Origin of the sequence: Flavobacterium sp. N502536, assembly GCF_025947345.1 — a bacterium.
GTDB lineage: Bacteria > Bacteroidota > Bacteroidia > Flavobacteriales > Flavobacteriaceae > Flavobacterium.
In genome coordinates, this window is record NZ_CP110011.1 from 1,198,841 (window position 1) to 1,218,169 (window position 19,329).

The 19,329-nt window shown below is 39.2% G+C and carries 12 protein-coding genes, 2 tRNA genes and 4 rRNA genes; 2 read left to right on the forward strand and 16 right to left on the reverse strand.

Annotation, left to right across the window (positions count from 1 at the left end; translation table 11 throughout):
• Nucleotides 1-124: 124 nt before the first annotated feature.
• The 8 genes from OLM61_RS05435 to OLM61_RS05470 form a co-directional block, all read right to left on the reverse strand.
• A 16S ribosomal RNA gene (locus OLM61_RS05435) occupies nt 125-1,638 on the reverse strand.
• Between the two features lie 1,721 nt (nt 1,639-3,359).
• Nucleotides 3,360-3,469: ribosomal RNA gene (gene rrf / locus OLM61_RS05440) — 5S ribosomal RNA — on the reverse strand.
• A 149-nt stretch (nt 3,470-3,618) separates the two neighbouring features.
• A 23S ribosomal RNA gene (locus tag OLM61_RS05445) occupies nt 3,619-6,502 on the reverse strand.
• A 127-nt stretch (nt 6,503-6,629) separates the two neighbouring features.
• Nucleotides 6,630-6,703, reverse strand: a tRNA-Ala gene (locus OLM61_RS05450).
• Between the two features lie 181 nt (nt 6,704-6,884).
• Nucleotides 6,885-6,958: transfer RNA gene (locus OLM61_RS05455), tRNA-Ile, on the reverse strand.
• Between the two features lie 126 nt (nt 6,959-7,084).
• Nucleotides 7,085-8,598 (reverse strand): 16S ribosomal RNA (locus OLM61_RS05460).
• The 16S, 23S and 5S rRNA genes sit together here with 2 tRNA genes alongside, the layout of an rRNA operon.
• A 923-nt stretch (nt 8,599-9,521) precedes the next feature.
• Nucleotides 9,522-10,757, reverse strand: coding sequence for an ABC transporter permease (locus OLM61_RS05465; protein ID WP_264525418.1), 1,236 nt, complete (start codon nt 10,755-10,757; stop codon nt 9,522-9,524).
• Between the two features lie 119 nt (nt 10,758-10,876).
• Entirely contained in the window at nt 10,877-11,371 is a 495-nt protein-coding gene (locus OLM61_RS05470; protein ID WP_264525419.1) for a YkgJ family cysteine cluster protein, read from the reverse strand.
• Between the two features lie 74 nt (nt 11,372-11,445).
• Here OLM61_RS05470 and OLM61_RS05475 point away from each other — a divergent pair, with 74 nt between their 5' ends.
• The gene (locus OLM61_RS05475; protein ID WP_264525420.1) at nt 11,446-12,153 is read left to right on the forward strand and encodes a class I SAM-dependent methyltransferase; all 708 of its coding nucleotides are present in this window, start codon (nt 11,446-11,448) and stop codon (nt 12,151-12,153) included.
• 12 nt (nt 12,154-12,165) lie between these two features.
• Complete coding sequence (locus OLM61_RS05480; RefSeq protein ID WP_264525421.1) at nt 12,166-12,711, forward strand: YfiT family bacillithiol transferase; 546 nt, start codon at nt 12,166-12,168, stop codon at nt 12,709-12,711.
• Nucleotides 12,712-12,795: 84 nt separating this feature from the next.
• Here OLM61_RS05480 and OLM61_RS05485 read toward each other — a convergent pair whose 3' ends face one another.
• The 8 genes from OLM61_RS05485 to OLM61_RS05520 form a co-directional block, all read right to left on the reverse strand.
• A complete protein-coding gene (locus OLM61_RS05485; RefSeq protein ID WP_264525422.1) occupies nt 12,796-13,428 on the reverse strand; it encodes a 7-carboxy-7-deazaguanine synthase QueE in 633 nt (210 codons plus the stop codon).
• Nucleotides 13,429-13,529: 101 nt separating this feature from the next.
• Nucleotides 13,530-15,197 (reverse strand): tetratricopeptide repeat protein, encoded by a 1,668-nt coding sequence (locus OLM61_RS05490; RefSeq protein ID WP_264525423.1) that lies wholly within the window; start codon nt 15,195-15,197, stop codon nt 13,530-13,532.
• Between the two features lie 17 nt (nt 15,198-15,214).
• Nucleotides 15,215-16,138, reverse strand: coding sequence for a PstS family phosphate ABC transporter substrate-binding protein (locus tag OLM61_RS05495; protein WP_264525424.1), 924 nt, complete (start codon nt 16,136-16,138; stop codon nt 15,215-15,217).
• Nucleotides 16,139-16,140: 2 nt separating this feature from the next.
• Nucleotides 16,141-16,371 carry a hypothetical protein gene (locus tag OLM61_RS05500; protein WP_089054243.1) on the reverse strand — a complete coding sequence of 77 codons (231 nt, stop codon included), beginning with the start codon at nt 16,369-16,371 and terminating at the stop codon, nt 16,141-16,143.
• Nucleotides 16,371-17,171, reverse strand: coding sequence for an energy transducer TonB (locus OLM61_RS05505; RefSeq protein ID WP_017496145.1), 801 nt, complete (start codon nt 17,169-17,171; stop codon nt 16,371-16,373). Before OLM61_RS05505 ends, OLM61_RS05500 begins: the two co-directional genes overlap by 1 nt.
• 30 nt (nt 17,172-17,201) lie before the next feature.
• On the reverse strand, nt 17,202-17,768 hold the full coding sequence (locus tag OLM61_RS05510; RefSeq protein ID WP_264525425.1) for an ExbD/TolR family protein: 567 nt from the start codon (nt 17,766-17,768) through the stop codon (nt 17,202-17,204).
• A gap of 19 nt (nt 17,769-17,787) precedes the next feature.
• A complete protein-coding gene (locus OLM61_RS05515) occupies nt 17,788-18,414 on the reverse strand; it encodes an ExbD/TolR family protein (protein ID WP_017496147.1) in 627 nt (208 codons plus the stop codon).
• 51 nt (nt 18,415-18,465) lie between these two features.
• Nucleotides 18,466-19,290: a MotA/TolQ/ExbB proton channel family protein gene (locus tag OLM61_RS05520; RefSeq protein ID WP_017496148.1), complete on the reverse strand. Its 825-nt coding sequence runs from the start codon at nt 19,288-19,290 to the stop codon at nt 18,466-18,468.
• Nucleotides 19,291-19,329 lie beyond the last annotated feature (39 nt).

The window sequence follows — 19,329 nt, forward strand, 5'->3', positions numbered from 1 at the left end:
GTTTTACTTAATTTTCATTTTTTTTTAAATTAACAGCAAGAGTAATTGAATTTAGCGATTCAGATCCTTTAAATAAACATCTTTTTTCCTTAACGTGCATTACTGCTAACATTTAAGGCTCTAGAAAGGAGGTGTTCCAGCCGCACCTTCCGGTACGGCTACCTTGTTACGACTTAGCCCTAGTTACCAGTTTTACCCTAGGCAGCTCCTTGCGGTCACCGACTTCAGGCACCCCCAGCTTCCATGGCTTGACGGGCGGTGTGTACAAGGCCCGGGAACGTATTCACCGGATCATGGCTGATATCCGATTACTAGCGATTCCAGCTTCACGGAGTCGAGTTGCAGACTCCGATCCGAACTGTGACCGGTTTTATAGATTCGCTCCTGGTCGCCCAGTGGCTGCTCTCTGTACCGGCCATTGTAGCACGTGTGTAGCCCAAGGCGTAAGGGCCGTGATGATTTGACGTCATCCCCACCTTCCTCACAGTTTGCACTGGCAGTCTTGTTAGAGTTCCCGACATGACTCGCTGGCAACTAACAACAGGGGTTGCGCTCGTTATAGGACTTAACCTGACACCTCACGGCACGAGCTGACGACAACCATGCAGCACCTTGTAAATTGTCTTGCGAAAGATCTGTTTCCAAACCGGTCAATCTACATTTAAGCCTTGGTAAGGTTCCTCGCGTATCATCGAATTAAACCACATGCTCCACCGCTTGTGCGGGCCCCCGTCAATTCCTTTGAGTTTCATTCTTGCGAACGTACTCCCCAGGTGGGATACTTATCACTTTCGCTTAGCCACTGAGATTGCTCCCAACAGCTAGTATCCATCGTTTACGGCGTGGACTACCAGGGTATCTAATCCTGTTCGCTACCCACGCTTTCGTCCATCAGCGTCAATCCATTAGTAGTAACCTGCCTTCGCAATTGGTATTCCATGTAATCTCTAAGCATTTCACCGCTACACTACATATTCTAGTTACTTCCTAATAATTCAAGTTTAGCAGTATCAATGGCCGTTCCACCGTTGAGCGATGGGCTTTCACCACTGACTTACTAAACCGCCTACGGACCCTTTAAACCCAATGATTCCGGATAACGCTTGGATCCTCCGTATTACCGCGGCTGCTGGCACGGAGTTAGCCGATCCTTATTCTTACGATACCGTCAAGCTCCAACACGTTGGAGTGTTTCTTCTCGTATAAAAGCAGTTTACAATCCATAGGACCGTCATCCTGCACGCGGCATGGCTGGATCAGGCTTGCGCCCATTGTCCAATATTCCTCACTGCTGCCTCCCGTAGGAGTCTGGTCCGTGTCTCAGTACCAGTGTGGGGGATCTCCCTCTCAGGACCCCTACCCATCGTAGCCTTGGTAAGCCGTTACCTTACCAACTAGCTAATGGGACGCATGCTCATCTTTTACCGTTGTGACTTTAATAGTGATCTCATGCGAGACTGCTATGCTATGAGGTATTAATCCAAATTTCTCTGGGCTATCCCTCTGTAAAAGGTAGATTGCATACGCGTTACGCACCCGTGCGCCGGTCTCTAGTTCCGAAGAACTATACCCCTCGACTTGCATGTGTTAAGCCTGCCGCTAGCGTTCATCCTGAGCCAGGATCAAACTCTTCATCGTATATTTTTTATATTATATTGCGATGTCGTCTCTATCGGTTCTTTACGAATCTCTCGATTCCATTACTCTTATTCTTTTGTTTTAACATCTCTGTTAAAACGGCTGTCAATTCAATATGTCTACGAACGTGTCTTCTTGTGTTTGGCTTGTATTTCAAAGCGGGTGCAAAAGTAGAAAACTTATTTCTAAATGGCAAGAGTTTTTTGAAGTTTTTTTTAGAAAATTTACTTTCCTTTTTTCTTCTTTCTCCTTCCAATCTTTCAATGAGCTTCGCATATTTTGCGGGGTGCAAATGTAATATCCGTTTTCCATTCTCGCAAGCTTTTTTGAATTTTTATTTGAAATTTTATTTTCGTTTTGATTCTCTTTCTTGCCAGTATTTCGGTGAACGTCTGTCGCTGTTGCGGGTGCAAAAGTAGTCACTTTATTCGCTTTCACAAGCTTTTTAGGGAAGTATTTTTGATGTTTTTGAAAACTTTTTGTTAACACTCTGATAACACCACTTTTACAATTTAATCTATTTTTAGTTTTGAGAGATTTTTCTTTAGTGAATCTCTTTCAGGGTAATTCCATCTTTCCAAACGCCCCGATTTTACTGACTTCAAAACTTTCCTTACTATCGCTTCCAAACCAACTGAACCTACCAGCATAGTAATTTTCACTTGTCTTTTATTCTTTTTATCAACTAACCCATCTATATTCCCAAGATCAAAACATATCATTATGGATAAAATCAAATACAAATACAAAAGCAATAACACTCTCGAATAAAAGCACACTTAAAAAACCATCAATAACCAGGAGACAACACTTCTTCTATAAAACAAATCTAAACAAACCCAGAACCACACAGAATGCATCAACTTATTACCTAAATTATATCCTGACACAAACAAAAACTTAAATACTTCCCAACGAATTCATTCAATACCAAAATAAAAAACATCAAGATCAAAATTCAGAACTGTTTGAAATATAAAATCCTCCTCATTCAGATTATCTACCATCCATACTTAATTTCTACCCCTCCAAAAGTTTCCGCAACACACCACTATCACAACCCCGCAGCTAAAACCGTAAGCTATAATTCAAACAGAATAGAATTTCAGGGTTTTAATTCATATTTAGCCCCTCTTTTACGAAGCCTGGGACAATATTTGGCGTAAATAGAATATTGCAGACATTACCCGCGATTTTAGACATCGAGAATGCAATATATCATCAAAGTTATTTTATGATAATAATTTTCCCCTGGGCATTCCCCTCCGGGTCGGGCTGTCCGCTAAATCTTTTGCGATAAAAGGTATCGGAGATTACTAGAAGGTCAAAGATATCGCAAAAGGATACCGCTGCCATCCCTAACGCAGTTTACGGTAAAAAGAAGATTACTCGAAGGATATAACCTAAAATAAATAAATAAATAAAAAAACCGTTGCAATCTGCGTTTTCGCATAGCGAATCAGTACCATCCGCAATCTGTTTTTTAACCGCAAAGTGCGCAAAGGTTTACGCAAAGCATGCAAAGGCATTTACCACTCAAAGAACAAACACAAAAAAATCCGCTTTAATCCGCGTTTTCGCCTAGCGAATCAGTACAATCCACGATCTGTTTTTTAACCGCAAAGTGCGCAAAGTTTTACGCAAAGCACGCAAAGGTCTTTACCACTCAAAACCGATATAAAACAAAAAACCCTATCCGATTTGGATAGGGTTTTTAAAAAGAAAGGCGACGACATACTCTCCCACATAACTGCAGTACCATCTGCGCAGGCGGGCTTAACTACTCTGTTCGGGATGGGAAGAGGTGAGCCCCGCCGCAATAACCACCTTAAGAAGTTATAATTGCTTTGGGCAATTTTTTTTAATTAATAATTGATAATTCACAATTGATAATTAAAATAATATTTTAACATACTGAGATAAAGAAACATAAATTGTTTAGAAAGTTTCTTCCTCCGGGTTGCCCCGGAGGAAAAGGGTGTACATAAGCTTACGGATTATTAGTACTACTCGACTATGACATTACTGCCTTTACATCTATAGCCTATCAACGTGGTCATCTTCCACGATCCTTAAAAGAAATCTCATCTTGTGGTGGGTTTCGCGCTTATATGCTTTCAGCGCTTATCCCTTCCAAACGTAGCTACTCTGCGGTGCCCCTGGCGGGACAACAGATACACTAGAGGTTTGTCCAATTCGGTCCTCTCGTACTAGAATCAGATCCACTCAAATTTCTAACGCCCACAGTAGATAGAGACCGAACTGTCTCACGACGTTCTGAACCCAGCTCGCGTGCCACTTTAATGGGCGAACAGCCCAACCCTTGGGACCTTCTCCAGCCCCAGGATGTGACGAGCCGACATCGAGGTGCCAAACCCCCCCGTCGATATGAGCTCTTGGGGGAGATCAGCCTGTTATCCCCGGCGTACCTTTTATCCTTTGAGCGATGGCCCTTCCATGCGGAACCACCGGATCACTATGCTCTACTTTCGTACCTGATCGACCTGTATGTCTCTCAGTCAAGCTCCCTTATGCCATTGCACTCTACGCACGGTTACCAAGCGTACTGAGGGAACCTTTAGAAGCCTCCGTTACTCTTTTGGAGGCGACCACCCCAGTCAAACTACCCACCAAGCAATGTCCCCCACATTATGGGGTTAGGCCTCAGATAAACAAAGGGTTGTATTTCAACAATGACTCCACAACGCCTGGCGACGCCACTTCACAGTCTCCAACCTATCCTACACATCATTTATCCAAGGTCAATACTAAGCTATAGTAAAGGTGCACAGGGTCTTTTCGTCCCACTGCGGGTAAACGGCATCTTCACCGTTACTACAATTTCACCGAGCTCATGGCTGAGACAGTGTCCAGATCGTTACACCATTCGTGCAGGTCGGAACTTACCCGACAAGGAATTTCGCTACCTTAGGACCGTTATAGTTACGGCCGCCGTTTACTGGGGCTTCAATTCAATGCTTCTCCGAAGATAACATCTCCTCTTAACCTTCCAGCACCGGGCAGGTGTCAGGCCCTATACTTCATCTTACGATTTTGCAGAGCCCTGTGTTTTTGATAAACAGTCGCCTGGACCTCTTCACTGCGGCCCCGATTGCTCGGGGCGACCTTTCTCCCGAAGTTACAGGTCTATTTTGCCTAATTCCTTAGCCATGAATCTCTCGAGCACCTTAGGATTCTCTCCTCAACTACCTGTGTCGGTTTACGGTACTGGTACTAATTACCTGAAGTTTAGAGGTTTTTCTTGGAAGCCCTTAGGCGCACTATCTCTTTGTCCGAAGACTCCGAGTACTATCGTATTTCCCCAAGACGCGTGGATTTGCCTGCGCATCTTATAGGTAGGTACTTCAACGAACTATTCCGTCAGTTCGCGGCGCTTTCATCACTCCGTCACCCCATCACAGTAATTAGTAGTACGGGAATATTAACCCGTTAGCCATCGACTGTCCCTTTCGGGTTCGCCTTAGGACCAGACTAACCCACAGCTGATTAGCATAGCTGTGGAAACCTTAGTTTTTCGGTGTGCGGGTTTCTCGCCCGCATTATCGTTACTTATGCCTACATTTTCTTTTCTAACCAGTCCAGCATACCTGACGATACACCTTCAACCCTGTTAGAATGCTCCCCTACCACTTACAATTGCTTGTAAATCCATAGCTTCGGTAATACGCTTATGCCCGATTATTATCCATGCTCGTCCGCTCGACTAGTGAGCTGTTACGCACTCTTTAAATGAATGGCTGCTTCCAAGCCAACATCCTAGCTGTCTGGGCAGACAAACCTCGTTCTTTCAACTTAGCGTATATTTGGGGACCTTAGCTGATGGTCTGGGTTCTTTCCCTCTCGGACTTGGACCTTAGCACCCAAGCCCTCACTGCTGAGAAACATTATATAGCATTCGGAGTTTGTCAGGAATTGGTAGGCGGTGAAGCCCCCGCATCCAATCAGTAGCTCTACCTCTATATAACTTTACGCTCAGCGCTGCACCTAAATGCATTTCGGGGAGTACGAGCTATTTCCGAGTTTGATTGGCCTTTCACCCCTACCCACAGGTCATCCGAAGACTTTTCAACGTCAACCGGTTCGGTCCTCCACTGTGTGTTACCACAGCTTCAACCTGCCCATGGGTAGATCACACGGTTTCGCGTCTAACACTACTGACTAAAGCGCCCTATTCAGACTCGCTTTCGCTACGGATCCGTGACTTAATCACTTAACCTTGCCAGCAACGTTAACTCGTAGGCTCATTATGCAAAAGGCACGCCGTCACCCCACGAAAGGGCTCCGACCGCTTGTAAGCGTATGGTTTCAGGATCTATTTCACTCCGTTATTCACGGTTCTTTTCACCTTTCCCTCACGGTACTGGTTCACTATCGGTCTCTCAGGAGTATTTAGCCTTAGCGGATGGTCCCGCCAAATTCAGACAGGGTTTCACGTGCCCCGCCCTACTCAGGATACCACTATCTATTATACTCGTTACCCATACGGGGCTATCACCCTCTATGGCGTCACTTTCCAGTAACTTCCGGTTCCTTGTACATAAAATGTCGTGGTCCTACAACCCCAACAATGCCGTAACATCATTGGTTTGGGCTAATCCGCGTTCGCTCGCCACTACTTACGGAATCACTTTTGTTTTCTTCTCCTCCGCCTACTTAGATGTTTCAGTTCAGCGGGTTTGCCCACCTATCGGTGTACTATGTCTTCAACATAGTGGGTTGCCCCATTCAGGTATCTACGGATCAATCGGTGTGTGCCCGTCCCCGTAGCTTTTCGCAGCTTATCACGCCTTTCATCGCCTCTGAGAGCCTAGGCATCCCCCATACGCCCTTATTTTGCTTATTGTACCAATCATAAATTTAATTATGACCGTTTTTTTTTGTCTTTTGTTATTAAATAACAAAAAACGCTTTCTACTTTTTATTATTTTCTTATCTCAATATGTCAATGAACTTTTATCCTTTCGGATCTGTGGAGAATAACGGAGTCGAACCGTTGACCTCCTGCGTGCAAGGCAGGCGCTCTAGCCAGCTGAGCTAATCCCCCATTTTTCAATCTTAGATTGTAGAATTCAGATTTTAGATTTCTAATTCTTCTCTAATTTCCTTTGGTGAATTCCAACTTCTAGAATTTCCTTATTTAAGTATTTCAGTCTTTTTTAGTTTGTTGTTATTGTTGTTGTTTTTTATTAATAATTAATAATTAACAATCAACAATTCTAAAAAAGTAGTCCCGGGCAGACTCGAACTGCCGACCCCTACATTATCAGTGTAGTACTCTAACCAGCTGAGCTACGAGACTCTGTTTTACTTAATTTTCATTTTTTTTTAAATTAACAGCAAGAGTAATTGAATTTAGCGATTCAGATCCTTTAAATAAACATCTTTTTTCCTTAACGTGCATTACTGCTAACATTTAAGGCTCTAGAAAGGAGGTGTTCCAGCCGCACCTTCCGGTACGGCTACCTTGTTACGACTTAGCCCTAGTTACCAGTTTTACCCTAGGCAGCTCCTTGCGGTCACCGACTTCAGGCACCCCCAGCTTCCATGGCTTGACGGGCGGTGTGTACAAGGCCCGGGAACGTATTCACCGGATCATGGCTGATATCCGATTACTAGCGATTCCAGCTTCACGGAGTCGAGTTGCAGACTCCGATCCGAACTGTGACCGGTTTTATAGATTCGCTCCTGGTCGCCCAGTGGCTGCTCTCTGTACCGGCCATTGTAGCACGTGTGTAGCCCAAGGCGTAAGGGCCGTGATGATTTGACGTCATCCCCACCTTCCTCACAGTTTGCACTGGCAGTCTTGTTAGAGTTCCCGACATGACTCGCTGGCAACTAACAACAGGGGTTGCGCTCGTTATAGGACTTAACCTGACACCTCACGGCACGAGCTGACGACAACCATGCAGCACCTTGTAAATTGTCTTGCGAAAGATCTGTTTCCAAACCGGTCAATCTACATTTAAGCCTTGGTAAGGTTCCTCGCGTATCATCGAATTAAACCACATGCTCCACCGCTTGTGCGGGCCCCCGTCAATTCCTTTGAGTTTCATTCTTGCGAACGTACTCCCCAGGTGGGATACTTATCACTTTCGCTTAGCCACTGAGATTGCTCCCAACAGCTAGTATCCATCGTTTACGGCGTGGACTACCAGGGTATCTAATCCTGTTCGCTACCCACGCTTTCGTCCATCAGCGTCAATCCATTAGTAGTAACCTGCCTTCGCAATTGGTATTCCATGTAATCTCTAAGCATTTCACCGCTACACTACATATTCTAGTTACTTCCTAATAATTCAAGTTTAGCAGTATCAATGGCCGTTCCACCGTTGAGCGATGGGCTTTCACCACTGACTTACTAAACCGCCTACGGACCCTTTAAACCCAATGATTCCGGATAACGCTTGGATCCTCCGTATTACCGCGGCTGCTGGCACGGAGTTAGCCGATCCTTATTCTTACGATACCGTCAAGCTCCAACACGTTGGAGTGTTTCTTCTCGTATAAAAGCAGTTTACAATCCATAGGACCGTCATCCTGCACGCGGCATGGCTGGATCAGGCTTGCGCCCATTGTCCAATATTCCTCACTGCTGCCTCCCGTAGGAGTCTGGTCCGTGTCTCAGTACCAGTGTGGGGGATCTCCCTCTCAGGACCCCTACCCATCGTAGCCTTGGTAAGCCGTTACCTTACCAACTAGCTAATGGGACGCATGCTCATCTTTTACCGTTGTGACTTTAATAGTGATCTCATGCGAGACTGCTATGCTATGAGGTATTAATCCAAATTTCTCTGGGCTATCCCTCTGTAAAAGGTAGATTGCATACGCGTTACGCACCCGTGCGCCGGTCTCTAGTTCCGAAGAACTATACCCCTCGACTTGCATGTGTTAAGCCTGCCGCTAGCGTTCATCCTGAGCCAGGATCAAACTCTTCATCGTATATTTTTTATATTATATTGCGATGTCGTCTCTATCGGTTCTTTACGAATCTCTCGATTCCATTACTCTTATTCTTTTGTTTTAACATCTCTGTTAAAACGGCTGTCAATTCAATATGTCTACGAACGTGTCTTCTTGTGTTTGGCTTGTATTTCAAAGCGGGTGCAAAAGTAGAAAACTTATTTCTAAATGGCAAGAGTTTTTTGAAGTTTTTTTTAGAAAATTTACTTTCCTTTTTTCTTCTTTCTCCTTCCAATCTTTCAATGAGCTTCGCATATTTTGCGGGGTGCAAATGTAATATCCGTTTTCCATTCTCGCAAGCTTTTTTGAATTTTTATTTGAAATTTTATTTTCGTTTTGATTCCTTTTCTTGCCAGTATTTCGGTGAACGTCTGTCGCTGTTGCGGGTGCAAAAGTAGTCACTTTATTCACTTCTACAAGCTTTTTAGGGAAGTATTTTTGATGTTTTTTTCAAGTGGCTGATATAAGCACTTTTACAGGGATAAGTTTTTTAGTTCTGTTGCGGTTTTATGTAGTTTAGACAACAAACCCGACAGGTTTTGAAAACCTGTCGGGTTTAAAAGAACGCTGCGTTTTTGTTTTTTGGGTTGTTTTCTTTTGAAAACCTCCTCCCTAGCCCCGATAGAAGTGGAAATCCTTTTGCTTTTTTCTTTAAAAAGCAAAAGATTGTAGCGGATAGCGGGAGATGGCTTCTAATTAACTTCAAATTTCAAATTCTAAATTCCAAATTCCAAATTCCAAATTCCAAACTTGATGGCTTCGACTTCGCTCAGCCAGACAAAAGCACTCTTATTATATTTTTGCTCAGCCGGACAAAAAGCACTCTTATATACAGGTAAGCAAAAACAAACCCGACAGGTTTTGGAAACCTGTCGGGTTGTAGATATAATAGAACAATAAAATTAGTCGAAACGGATGGCTTTAACAGGAGAGATCTTTGTGATTATATAGGAAGGAATCAACAATACTATAAAACATACTCCAACAGTAAGCAAATTCAACAAAACAATGTACCCCCAATTAAAATAGACCGGCGCCTGATTTACATAGTAGTTTTCCGGATTCAAACTAACTACTCCAAACTGCTGCTGAATCAACAACAAAGCAATACCAATTAGATTACCCCAAAACAAACCCCGAACAATCAGATAGAACGCATTATACAAAAACACTTTTCGCACCGTCCAGTTATTTGCCCCCAATGCTTTTAGAATTCCAATCATTTGTGTCCGCTCAAGAATCAAGACCAATAGGGCCACAACCATATTAATAGTAGCAACCAATATCATTACCCCTAATATGACAATAATATTAAAATCAAAAAGCTGCAACCAATCGAATATATAACTGTACTTTTCGATTATTGTTTTGGTATCTAAATTAGACAACGTTTGATAGTAAATTTTCTCTCCCGTTGTTTTAATAGCATCAAAGTCATTAATAAATACTTCAAAGGCACCAATCTGATCAGCACTCCATTTATTTATCCTCTGAATATGCCTGATATCGCCAAATATATAGGTTGCGTCAAAATCCTGAAATCCTGAACTAAAAATTCCAGCGATTTTAAATCTACGACTATTAGGCATTTTACCCTTCTCCTCTTTTATAAAAAAGGTATTAAAACTATCACCAACTTTAAGATGAAGCCGGTTTGCAAGAAATCTGGAAATCAAAACATCCTCGTTTAAAGCTTTAGTATAGTCCGGCAATTTCCCTTCCACAAGATACTCTTCTATGTTCTTCCAGTCGTAATCTGCCCCAACCCCTTTAAAAACGATACCTTCAAAAGAATTTTCTGTTCTGATAATCCCGGCTTTCGTGGCGATTGCCTGAATATGACTGACTTCAGGAACCGATTTGAAATTGGGATAAAACTCTTGTTTTTTCGAAATTGGAACCAGTGTAACCTCTGAATTGTTATTATCGAAATTTGAGATTACAATCTGCCCATTAAAAGCAGAAACTTTATCCCGTATTTTTTTCTGCAAACCTATCCCGGTCGCAACAGAAACGATCATCATTATCATACCAATAGCAATAGCCGAAATGGCAATTTTAATGATAGGAGCCGAGATACTGCTTTTAAAGTCCCTGGCCGTAATAAGCCTTTTCGCTATGAAATATTCTAAATTCAAATTTTAAGTTGTCTTGAAATTATTAATTATTATCTATCCCTGATTGATTCAAACCAAAAATACATTTTAAAAAGTAAAAAAGAATTGCTTCTAAAAACAATTACCAATTATTTAAGGTCTTACAAAGGAAGTTTCTTTTTCATTTCTTCTACTATATTATATGCAGCAGGGCAAATCGCGACATTTTTTAAGGTTAAGTCGGCGATCTGATGAAACTTTTTGCGATCGGTATGCGGAAACTCTCTGCATGCTTTTGGACGAACATCGTAAATCATACAATAATTTTCACTGTCCAAAAAAGTACAGGGAACACTTTTTAACACATAATCCTTATCCTCATCAATTCGGAGATACTGCTCAATGAATTGCTGTGGTTTTTGCCTGAATGATTTTGAAATTCTTTCGATATCAGCCAAAGTAAATAAAGGCCCGGTTGTTTTACAGCAATTGGCACATTGCAAACAATCTGTTTTCCTAAATTCAGCATCATGCAAATCCTGCATCACGTAATCCAAATTCTTTGGTTGTTTCTTTTTAAGCTTATCAAAATACTTTTTGTTTTCGATATGCTTATCTTTGGCTAACTTATTTAAGTTATTTAAAATTTGCTTCAAGTTTAAAATTTAAAGTTGATGTGCAAAATTAAACAACTTTAAACTTGAAACCTTAAACTTTGAACTAAAATACGATGAAAGATCTTTTCGGGAAAGCTATGTATGATTTCCAAACCAATAATTCACCAGAGGATATTATTACTGAAACTTCAATTTCTGAAGAAGATGAGATGAGTGTGGATTATTTATTTCGTTCGTATAACGAAATGCCTAAACTCGAACAAAAAGCATTACAATTGGCATTCGGAAAAACTTTAGATGTAGGCTGCGGAGCGGGAAGTCACAGTTTGTCTTTACAAAAGGATCGCAATCTGGACGTTACAGCAATTGACATTTCACCAAAAGCAATTGAAACCTGCAAGCTGCGCGGGGTACAAAACGCCAAGGTTCAAAATATTCTAGATTTTGACGAAGGAAAGTTCGATACTATCATTTTATTAATGAATGGCGTTGGAATTTTTGGCAAATTAAACAACTGCAACCAATATTTATCCAAACTTAAGTCATTATTGAACCCCGGAGGACAAATATTACTTGACAGCTCAGACATTATTTACATGTTTGACGAAGATGAAGATGGAGGAAAATGGATTCCATCAAGTAATGATTATTATGGGGAGCTTGTTTTCAACATTTCATACAAAGGAGACAAAGAAGAACCTTTCGACTGGTTGTACCTGGACTACAACACCCTTCAAAATGCTGCTAATGCCAACGGATTAAAATGCGAATTGATCCTTGAAGGCGATCATTATGATTATCTGGCTAAACTTTCTTTATAAAATGTGTGAATTATGAACGAAACAGATTTAGAAAAACTAAAATATCCCATTGGAAAATTTCAAGCTCCAAAAGATTACAATGCTGAATATATTTCCACTAATATCGCCATCATCGAATCGTTTCCACATAAATTAAAAAAAGAAACTATTGATTTGACCGAAGAACAGCTCGACACTCCCTATCGTCCTGACGGATGGACCATTCGACAGGTAATTCATCATTGTGCCGAAAGTCATATGAACTGTTTTATCCGATTAAAATGGGCTTTAACAGAAAACAATCCGGTAATAAAGGCTTATGATGAAAAATTATGGTCGGAGCTTCCGGATAATCTGACCATGCCGATCGAACCAACCTTACAGTTATTGGAAGGATTACACTTCAGAATAGCCTATATCCTAAAAAATCTAAGCGAGGCAGATTTGGACAGATCGTTTATTCATCCTGAAAATAATTCCGAATATTTATTAAAACAAATTATTGGAATGTATGCCTGGCACAGCAACCACCATCTGGCCCATATCACCTCTTTAAAAAAGAGCAGAAACTGGGATTAGAACAGAATGTTTATTTGTTTTTACATCGCACTGCTCTATAAAAGAAAAAATCTCTTCAATTGAAGAGATTTTTTTTATACCTATTTAAGGAATATTTAAATATTTATGCGTTTGAAGCGAAACTCTCCATTTTGGATTGTTCATTACATAATCAACAATCAGAGGCGTCATTTCTTCTTTTTTACTCCATTCCGGCTGAAGAAACAATATGGCATTATCATTTACCAACTCGGCCTGCTCTTCTGCAAAAATAAAATCGTGTTTGTTGTAAATAATCACTTTTAACTCATGTGCATTATCATATACGGTTTGAGTAGGCAGTTTATTCTTTTTAGGCGAAAGACAAATCCAATCCCAAGTACCCGATAACGGATAAGCTCCTGAAGTCTCGATATGAACTTTCATATTTTTATCCTTCAACTTCTGAGTCAACAAACTCATATCCCACGTTAACGGCTCACCACCAGTAATCACAACAGTGTCGGCCTGACTTGATGCATTATTTACAATTAAATCAATACTTGTTGGCGGATGTAACTCAGCATTCCAACTTTCCTTCACATCACACCAGTGACAACCAACATCACAGCCTCCAATTCGTATAAAGTAAGCTGCTGTTCCGGTATGAAAACCTTCTCCCTGAATGGTATAAAATTCTTCCATCAAAGGCAACATGGCTCCTTTATTAACTTCTAATTGTATTTCTTTTGATAACATTATTTTATTTTAAAGTGCAAAGATAGTCAATTAAATACGGAACAAAAAAAACCGATAGTTCAAAGAAACTATCGGTTTTCTATTTAATTTAAAAACTTATATTATTTTAAAGCTTTTACAGATTGTGATGCATAAGCATTAGCAGGATCTAAAGCTAAAGTTTTATTGAAATATTCAACTGCTTTTACTTTATCAGTATTCGCATAACTAGCACCAATACTATTGTAAGCTTCCACTAATTTTTTCACTGTAGCAGGCTTAGCTAATTCTTCAGCACCTTTAGCAGTGATACTTGCAATGTATTCTTCGTAGTTTTTAATGATCAAATCATCTTTCTCCAACAAGTTGTTGATTCTTCCTTTGTACAAGTAAGCTTCACTGTAAGATGGAGAAGCTTCTAAGATTCTGTCAAAAGCAGCTTCAGCTTTTCCTAAAGCAACAGCATCTGCAGCACCATTCGTTTTATTTGCGTTAGCATAATAAAGGGCAATACCGTAATAAATATTATCATCTAAGTAGTTTTTAGACTCTTTGTTTGTTGTTCCAAACTCTAAAATAGCAGCTGCCTGAGCAAATTGTTTTTTTCCAAACAAAGCTTTTCCTAAATCACCAAGTTCTTCAACTACTAAAGGCTCTAATTCGATTGCTTTTTTGATATCTGCAACACCAGCATCAAAAGAAGACTGATCTACAGCTCCCTCTGCAGTAGTTCCTTTTTTAATTTTAGACAAACCTAAATACAAATAATCTCTACCAATTACTTTGTTTGAAGGTACTTTGATGTAATCTTCAATCGATTTGATCGCAACATCTACATTTCCATTTTCGTAAGCAGCATAACCTAAGTATCTGAAAATTCTTGGATTTACTTTATCTTCTGCAATCATTTTGTTTGCAACAGTCTCTAAGCTCTTATAATCTTTAACCAGGATTAAGAAATCAGCGTGACGCATTTTAGAATCTAAAGAGTAATCAGTTAGACTTAAGTATTTCTCGTAGTTCGTAATTGCATTTTGCATGTTTACTTTAGAAGTAGATGGTTTATTTCTTCCCCATTTGTAATAAGTCTCCGCCAATTCTCTGTAAACAGGACCATAATTAGCATTTAAAGCAATTACTTCGTTAAAAGATTTGATAGCCTCATCGTAAGATTTAGCTCCTTTTAACAAAACTCCTAATTGCATTTTAGCTCTTAAAAGTGTTGGATCTGCAGCAAACGCATCACGGTATGCTTTGTAAGCATCGTTTTGATTGTTTGCTCCATAGTATGCATCACCAATAGCCAAAAGTGCTGTTGCATTTTGAGGATCAATTGCCAAAGCACGTTTTAAATTTGCAACTGCATTAACATAGTCTGGTGAAGTAGAATTCATATAGGCTCTACCGATGTAGATAAACTCCTCTACATCTTTACGTTTCATATCTTTTATCGCCAAACCAAAATTTGCCTGAGCAGCAGTAGCATTTTTAGCATCAAGATCCAATTGACCTAATCCAATATAACTTAAGTTTTTCTTATCTGATGCCTGTAAACCATTTGCAAAATAAATTTTAGCAGAATCAATAATTGCCTGATTTAAATATACATTACCTAAAACAAAATTAGCTTCTCCATCAGATGGTTTTGCTTTGATGATTGATTTTAGCAATGATTTTGCTTTTTGAAATTGCTCAGCGTCGATTGCCTTTTTAGCTTCTTTGATATCTTGCGCTTTTACTACAGTAGCTGAAGCAACTAAGGCAAGACTAAAAATTTTAAATTTATTCATCTTTATTTGTAATTAATTTATTCTTTATCTTTTAATATTTGATTCCTTATTTTAAGTTTTCTTCCAGGTGTTCTAATCGGTAACAAACCCGATTTCAGAACAATCCTTTGTCCAATATCACCGGCAATAAAGGATGCAAACCCCATTCCCAAACCAGAATAACCCTGGCAATTAATGATAAACAAATCACGTGCCAAAGGGTATTTTACTTCAGCAAGGTCATTTTGAGTTGGGCTGTAATATTGATTACTATTTAATCCTTTTACGCTCAACACATTGATTTTCTTCACTACATCTGCCATGTTTGCTGAAGGCTGAGAAAGCCAATTCACCCCTACAACCCCAATCATGCCGTCGTTTTCAGATACAAACTTGATAACCTCGTCGTTTGTTTTAAAGGAAAACACTCCTTTTGCCGGAATGTCTTTAACTTTGGCCAGTTCCTTCATATAACGCACGGTACTTGAATTTGGATTATCAAACACCAGTCCTTTAATTCTTGGATCAGGCTTACCCTGCATAAAATCGATTACCGTTTTCAACGCAATTAATGTATCATTATTGCCTTTGTTTGAAATAAAAGCAATTGCATCACTTGCAAAAGGCGTAACTCGAGGGTTTATTTTACTTTTTTCAAATTTAGCCAATTCTTCCTTAGTCAAATCTCTCGTTGTAACAACCACCTTTGCTTTCTGATTCAATAAATCATTTATAAGCTCAGCTTCCGATTTAGGCTTAACCGCTATTTTAGCACCGTAATAGGTTCCTTCAAAAACAGCTACCTGATCATCAACGATAGGCTTTATAGTTTCATCGACAGTAATATCCATCGATCCTTTTAAAATTGTTTCTTTATCGCTTTCATTTTTGCTTTTTTGGTTACACATGGCAAACAAAAAAACAAAAACAACTAAGCCTGCAATTTTACTATACTTTAACATAATTACTCTGCATTTGAATTAATTAATCTCAAAAAACGAATTGCCGAATATACGATCAGTAATCCACCAAAAGCATATCTGTATTTTGGTTCCATATCCAGCGGAAGTTTCTCCCAAAACATAATCATTAAACCGAGTACAAGATATATTAAAAAAAACAGTATTCCTAAAACAAGAAGAAATCGCTCTTTGAGCGATTTCTTCTGAATATTATTAAGCATATCTTTTAACATTATTCTGCAGATTGAATAGTAATAGGCAGAGAGTAAAGTACCCTAACTTTTTTACCATTTTGCTCGCCAGGAGTCCATTTTGGACATTTTTTAAGAACACGAATTGCTTCTGCTCCTGTACCGTAACCGATATCCCTTAAAACTTTAATGTCGGTTAATGAACCGTCTTTTTCAACTACAAAAGTAACATAAACTTTACCTTTTAAACCTTCTTCTTCCGGAGTCTTGTAATTGTTTCCTACGAATTTGTAGAATTTCTCAATTCCTCCAGGGAAATCTGGTTTTACTTCGATACCTGCAGTATTATAAACATTGTTATCTTCCTGAATGATCTCTGTAACTGGTCCTTTACCAACTGGCTCATCAACAGTTAAAACTGCGTCCGGATCTCCTTTGATGGTTTCGTTACCTACTTTTTTATCTTTAAGTTCCTCAATTTTCGGAGGATCTTCAGTAACTTCATTTGCCTTAGCAACAACCGGCTTCACAAACTTCACCTGATCCACTTTTGGTGGTGGCGGTGGTGGTGGTGGTTGATTTGGCTTTACTTCCTCTTTTTTAGGAGGTAATTTTACTGTAGCAATTTTGATATCATTATTCACATCTTCTTCACTAGAATCTGGTAAAAAGCTTGCAATAAGAGGAGCTGCAACAGCAAAGCTAAAAATAACCGATCCAATAATAAGCGACTTTACAGTCGTCTTACCGTTCGATTTTCTTAACTCATATGCACCATATATCTTATTACGCCCTTCGAATACGATATCAAGCCATTGATTTTTGATTATATCTAATTTCATTTTTTTAGATTTTAGTGTATTAAAACAAAATTACTTTTGCTCAGGCTTATCTATCAATTTTGTTTCCTCTGGACTAAACTCAGGAACGATAGCATAAGTCTCAACTCCCGAAATAGCCATTTCATCCAAAATATCTACTAAATTTCTGTAAGTAGATTTTTTTGTTGGTTTAATAATGACAATAATTCCATTCTTAGGTTTCCCTAAAGCTGTAGAATATTCTAAAACCGATTTCTTTCTTTTTAGAACTTCTCTACGAATTCCGTCTTTACCATATGCAATGTCTTTAGGTCCGGCAATAGGAGTCGCTAACAACCCCATATAATAAACTATTTTATTATCTGCACCTAACATTACAGTCATAGTACGATTCTCATCTACTTTAGTCGGTTTCTCTAGTTTCTCATCATCCTCCTTATTTGGCAACGACAGATCCATCGATTGAGGTTTTGACAACGATGTGGTTAACATAAAGAATGTGATCAATAAGAATGCCAAATCTACCATCGCCGTTAAATCGACTTTCGAGTTTTGCTTTTTACTTCTTACTTTACCACCTTTTCCGCCACCACCGTCGCCGGTATTTAATTCAGCCATTTTAGTGTATCTTTTTTAATTAAAAGTCTTTTCCTCTCATACCCGTAACTAAGTTAAAGGAATTGATTTTTTGATCTTGTAAAATATCCATAATCTTTTTGATTTGTGGATACTGCTCTTTAGCGTCACCTTTGATCGCAATCTGCAATTCTTTATCATCAAGGTCAATTGCGGCTCTTCTTGAAACTAAAAGCCATTCTTTTAATTGATTGTCTAAAGAATCAATTGGAATTCCAGGTTGATCAGCTTTTACTCTATCCGCCGCTTTCATAGCGATGATTTGCTTCAAATTTGCTACTGGTACACCGAAGTCATCCATTAAGGCAAATTTTGTTTTATCATCTTCTGAGAAAGTAACACCGAATTTAGCTCCCATTCCTTCAAGAGTTCTTTTACGAATCTCTCTTCCTTTGATATCAAAAAACACTTTGCTTTTTCCGTCTGCTCCTTTACCGATCGTAATAATTGCCAAATCAGAATCTGGTAATTTACTTTGAACAGTAGAAGAAGGCATATCTACAGGAAGTGCTTCTGGCACCTTAGCAGTAGCGGTCAAAATAAAGAACGTAAGCAAAAGGAACGCAACATCACACATGGCAGTCATATCTGTCGATGTTGACTTTTTTTTCATTTTTATTTTAGCCATTCTCTTTTATTTTATTTTGATAATAATTAATTATATAGTATCAAAAATTAATTATTGTTTCAAACTTCCTCTGAATCTTCTGTAAGTATTCACGATTGTAGTACCAGCCTCATCGATAGAGTAAGTTAAATCATCAATTTTAGCAGTAAAGAAGTTGTAAGAAACGATCGCTAAGATTGAAGTAGAGATACCTGTTGCAGTGTTGATAAGTGCCTCAGAAATACCTGTTGCAAGAGCAGCTTGGTCTGGAGTTCCAGCAGAAGCTAACGCACCAAACGCTTTAATCATACCAGATACAGTTCCTAATAATCCTCCTAAAGTTCCTAATGATACTAAAGTAGAGATAATAGTCATATTTTTTTCTAACATTGGCATTTCTAATGAAGTAGCCTCTTCAATTTCTTTGTGGATTACTTCTGAAGCTTCTTCACTGTTGAAACCTTCTTTTTTAACATCTTGATATTTAATCAAAGCAGATTTAATTGCGTTTGCAACTGAACCTTGTTGTTTGTCACATGAAGCGATAGCAGCCTCGATGTTTCCTTCTTTAATACTTCCTTGTACATTTTTCATAAATGTATCTAAGTTAGCTTTACCAGCAGCTTTACCGATAACAATGAATCTTTCAATAGAAAAAACAACAACCATTAAAAACATACCTAATAATACTGGTACGATAAAACCTCCTTTATAAACCTGTCCTAATGTATTTATAGGGTGACCAGTTTCTGGGTTACCACCTTCGAAGTTAGCTGCATCTCCCATGATTACTTTCCAAATAAACACCCCAACTAAAATACACGCTACAATAATGATTCCAGTAATCATTCCTCCTCCGTTTGAAGTGCTTTCTTTTTTAACTTTAACGTTTGCCATTTTTTTTAATTTTAATAGTTTTAAATAATTTTATTTTTT

Bases quoted from the DNA above. Each gene is read 5' to 3' on its own strand.
- OLM61_RS05475 (WP_264525420.1), top strand. From the start codon at position 11,446: ATGAAAGATCTTTTCGGGAAAGCTATGTATGATTTCCAAACCAATAAT.
- OLM61_RS05480 (WP_264525421.1), top strand. From the start codon at position 12,166: ATGAACGAAACAGATTTAGAAAAACTAAAATATCCCATTGGAAAATTT.
- OLM61_RS05485 (WP_264525422.1), bottom strand. From the start codon at position 13,428: ATGTTATCAAAAGAAATACAATTAGAAGTTAATAAAGGAGCCATGTTG.
- OLM61_RS05490 (WP_264525423.1), bottom strand. From the start codon at position 15,197: ATGAATAAATTTAAAATTTTTAGTCTTGCCTTAGTTGCTTCAGCTACT.
- OLM61_RS05495 (WP_264525424.1), bottom strand. From the start codon at position 16,138: ATGTTAAAGTATAGTAAAATTGCAGGCTTAGTTGTTTTTGTTTTTTTG.
- OLM61_RS05500 (WP_089054243.1), bottom strand. From the start codon at position 16,371: ATGTTAAAAGATATGCTTAATAATATTCAGAAGAAATCGCTCAAAGAG.
- OLM61_RS05505 (WP_017496145.1), bottom strand. From the start codon at position 17,171: ATGAAATTAGATATAATCAAAAATCAATGGCTTGATATCGTATTCGAA.
- OLM61_RS05510 (WP_264525425.1), bottom strand. From the start codon at position 17,768: ATGGCTGAATTAAATACCGGCGACGGTGGTGGCGGAAAAGGTGGTAAA.
- OLM61_RS05515 (WP_017496147.1), bottom strand. From the start codon at position 18,414: ATGGCTAAAATAAAAATGAAAAAAAAGTCAACATCGACAGATATGACT.
- OLM61_RS05520 (WP_017496148.1), bottom strand. From the start codon at position 19,290: ATGGCAAACGTTAAAGTTAAAAAAGAAAGCACTTCAAACGGAGGAGGA.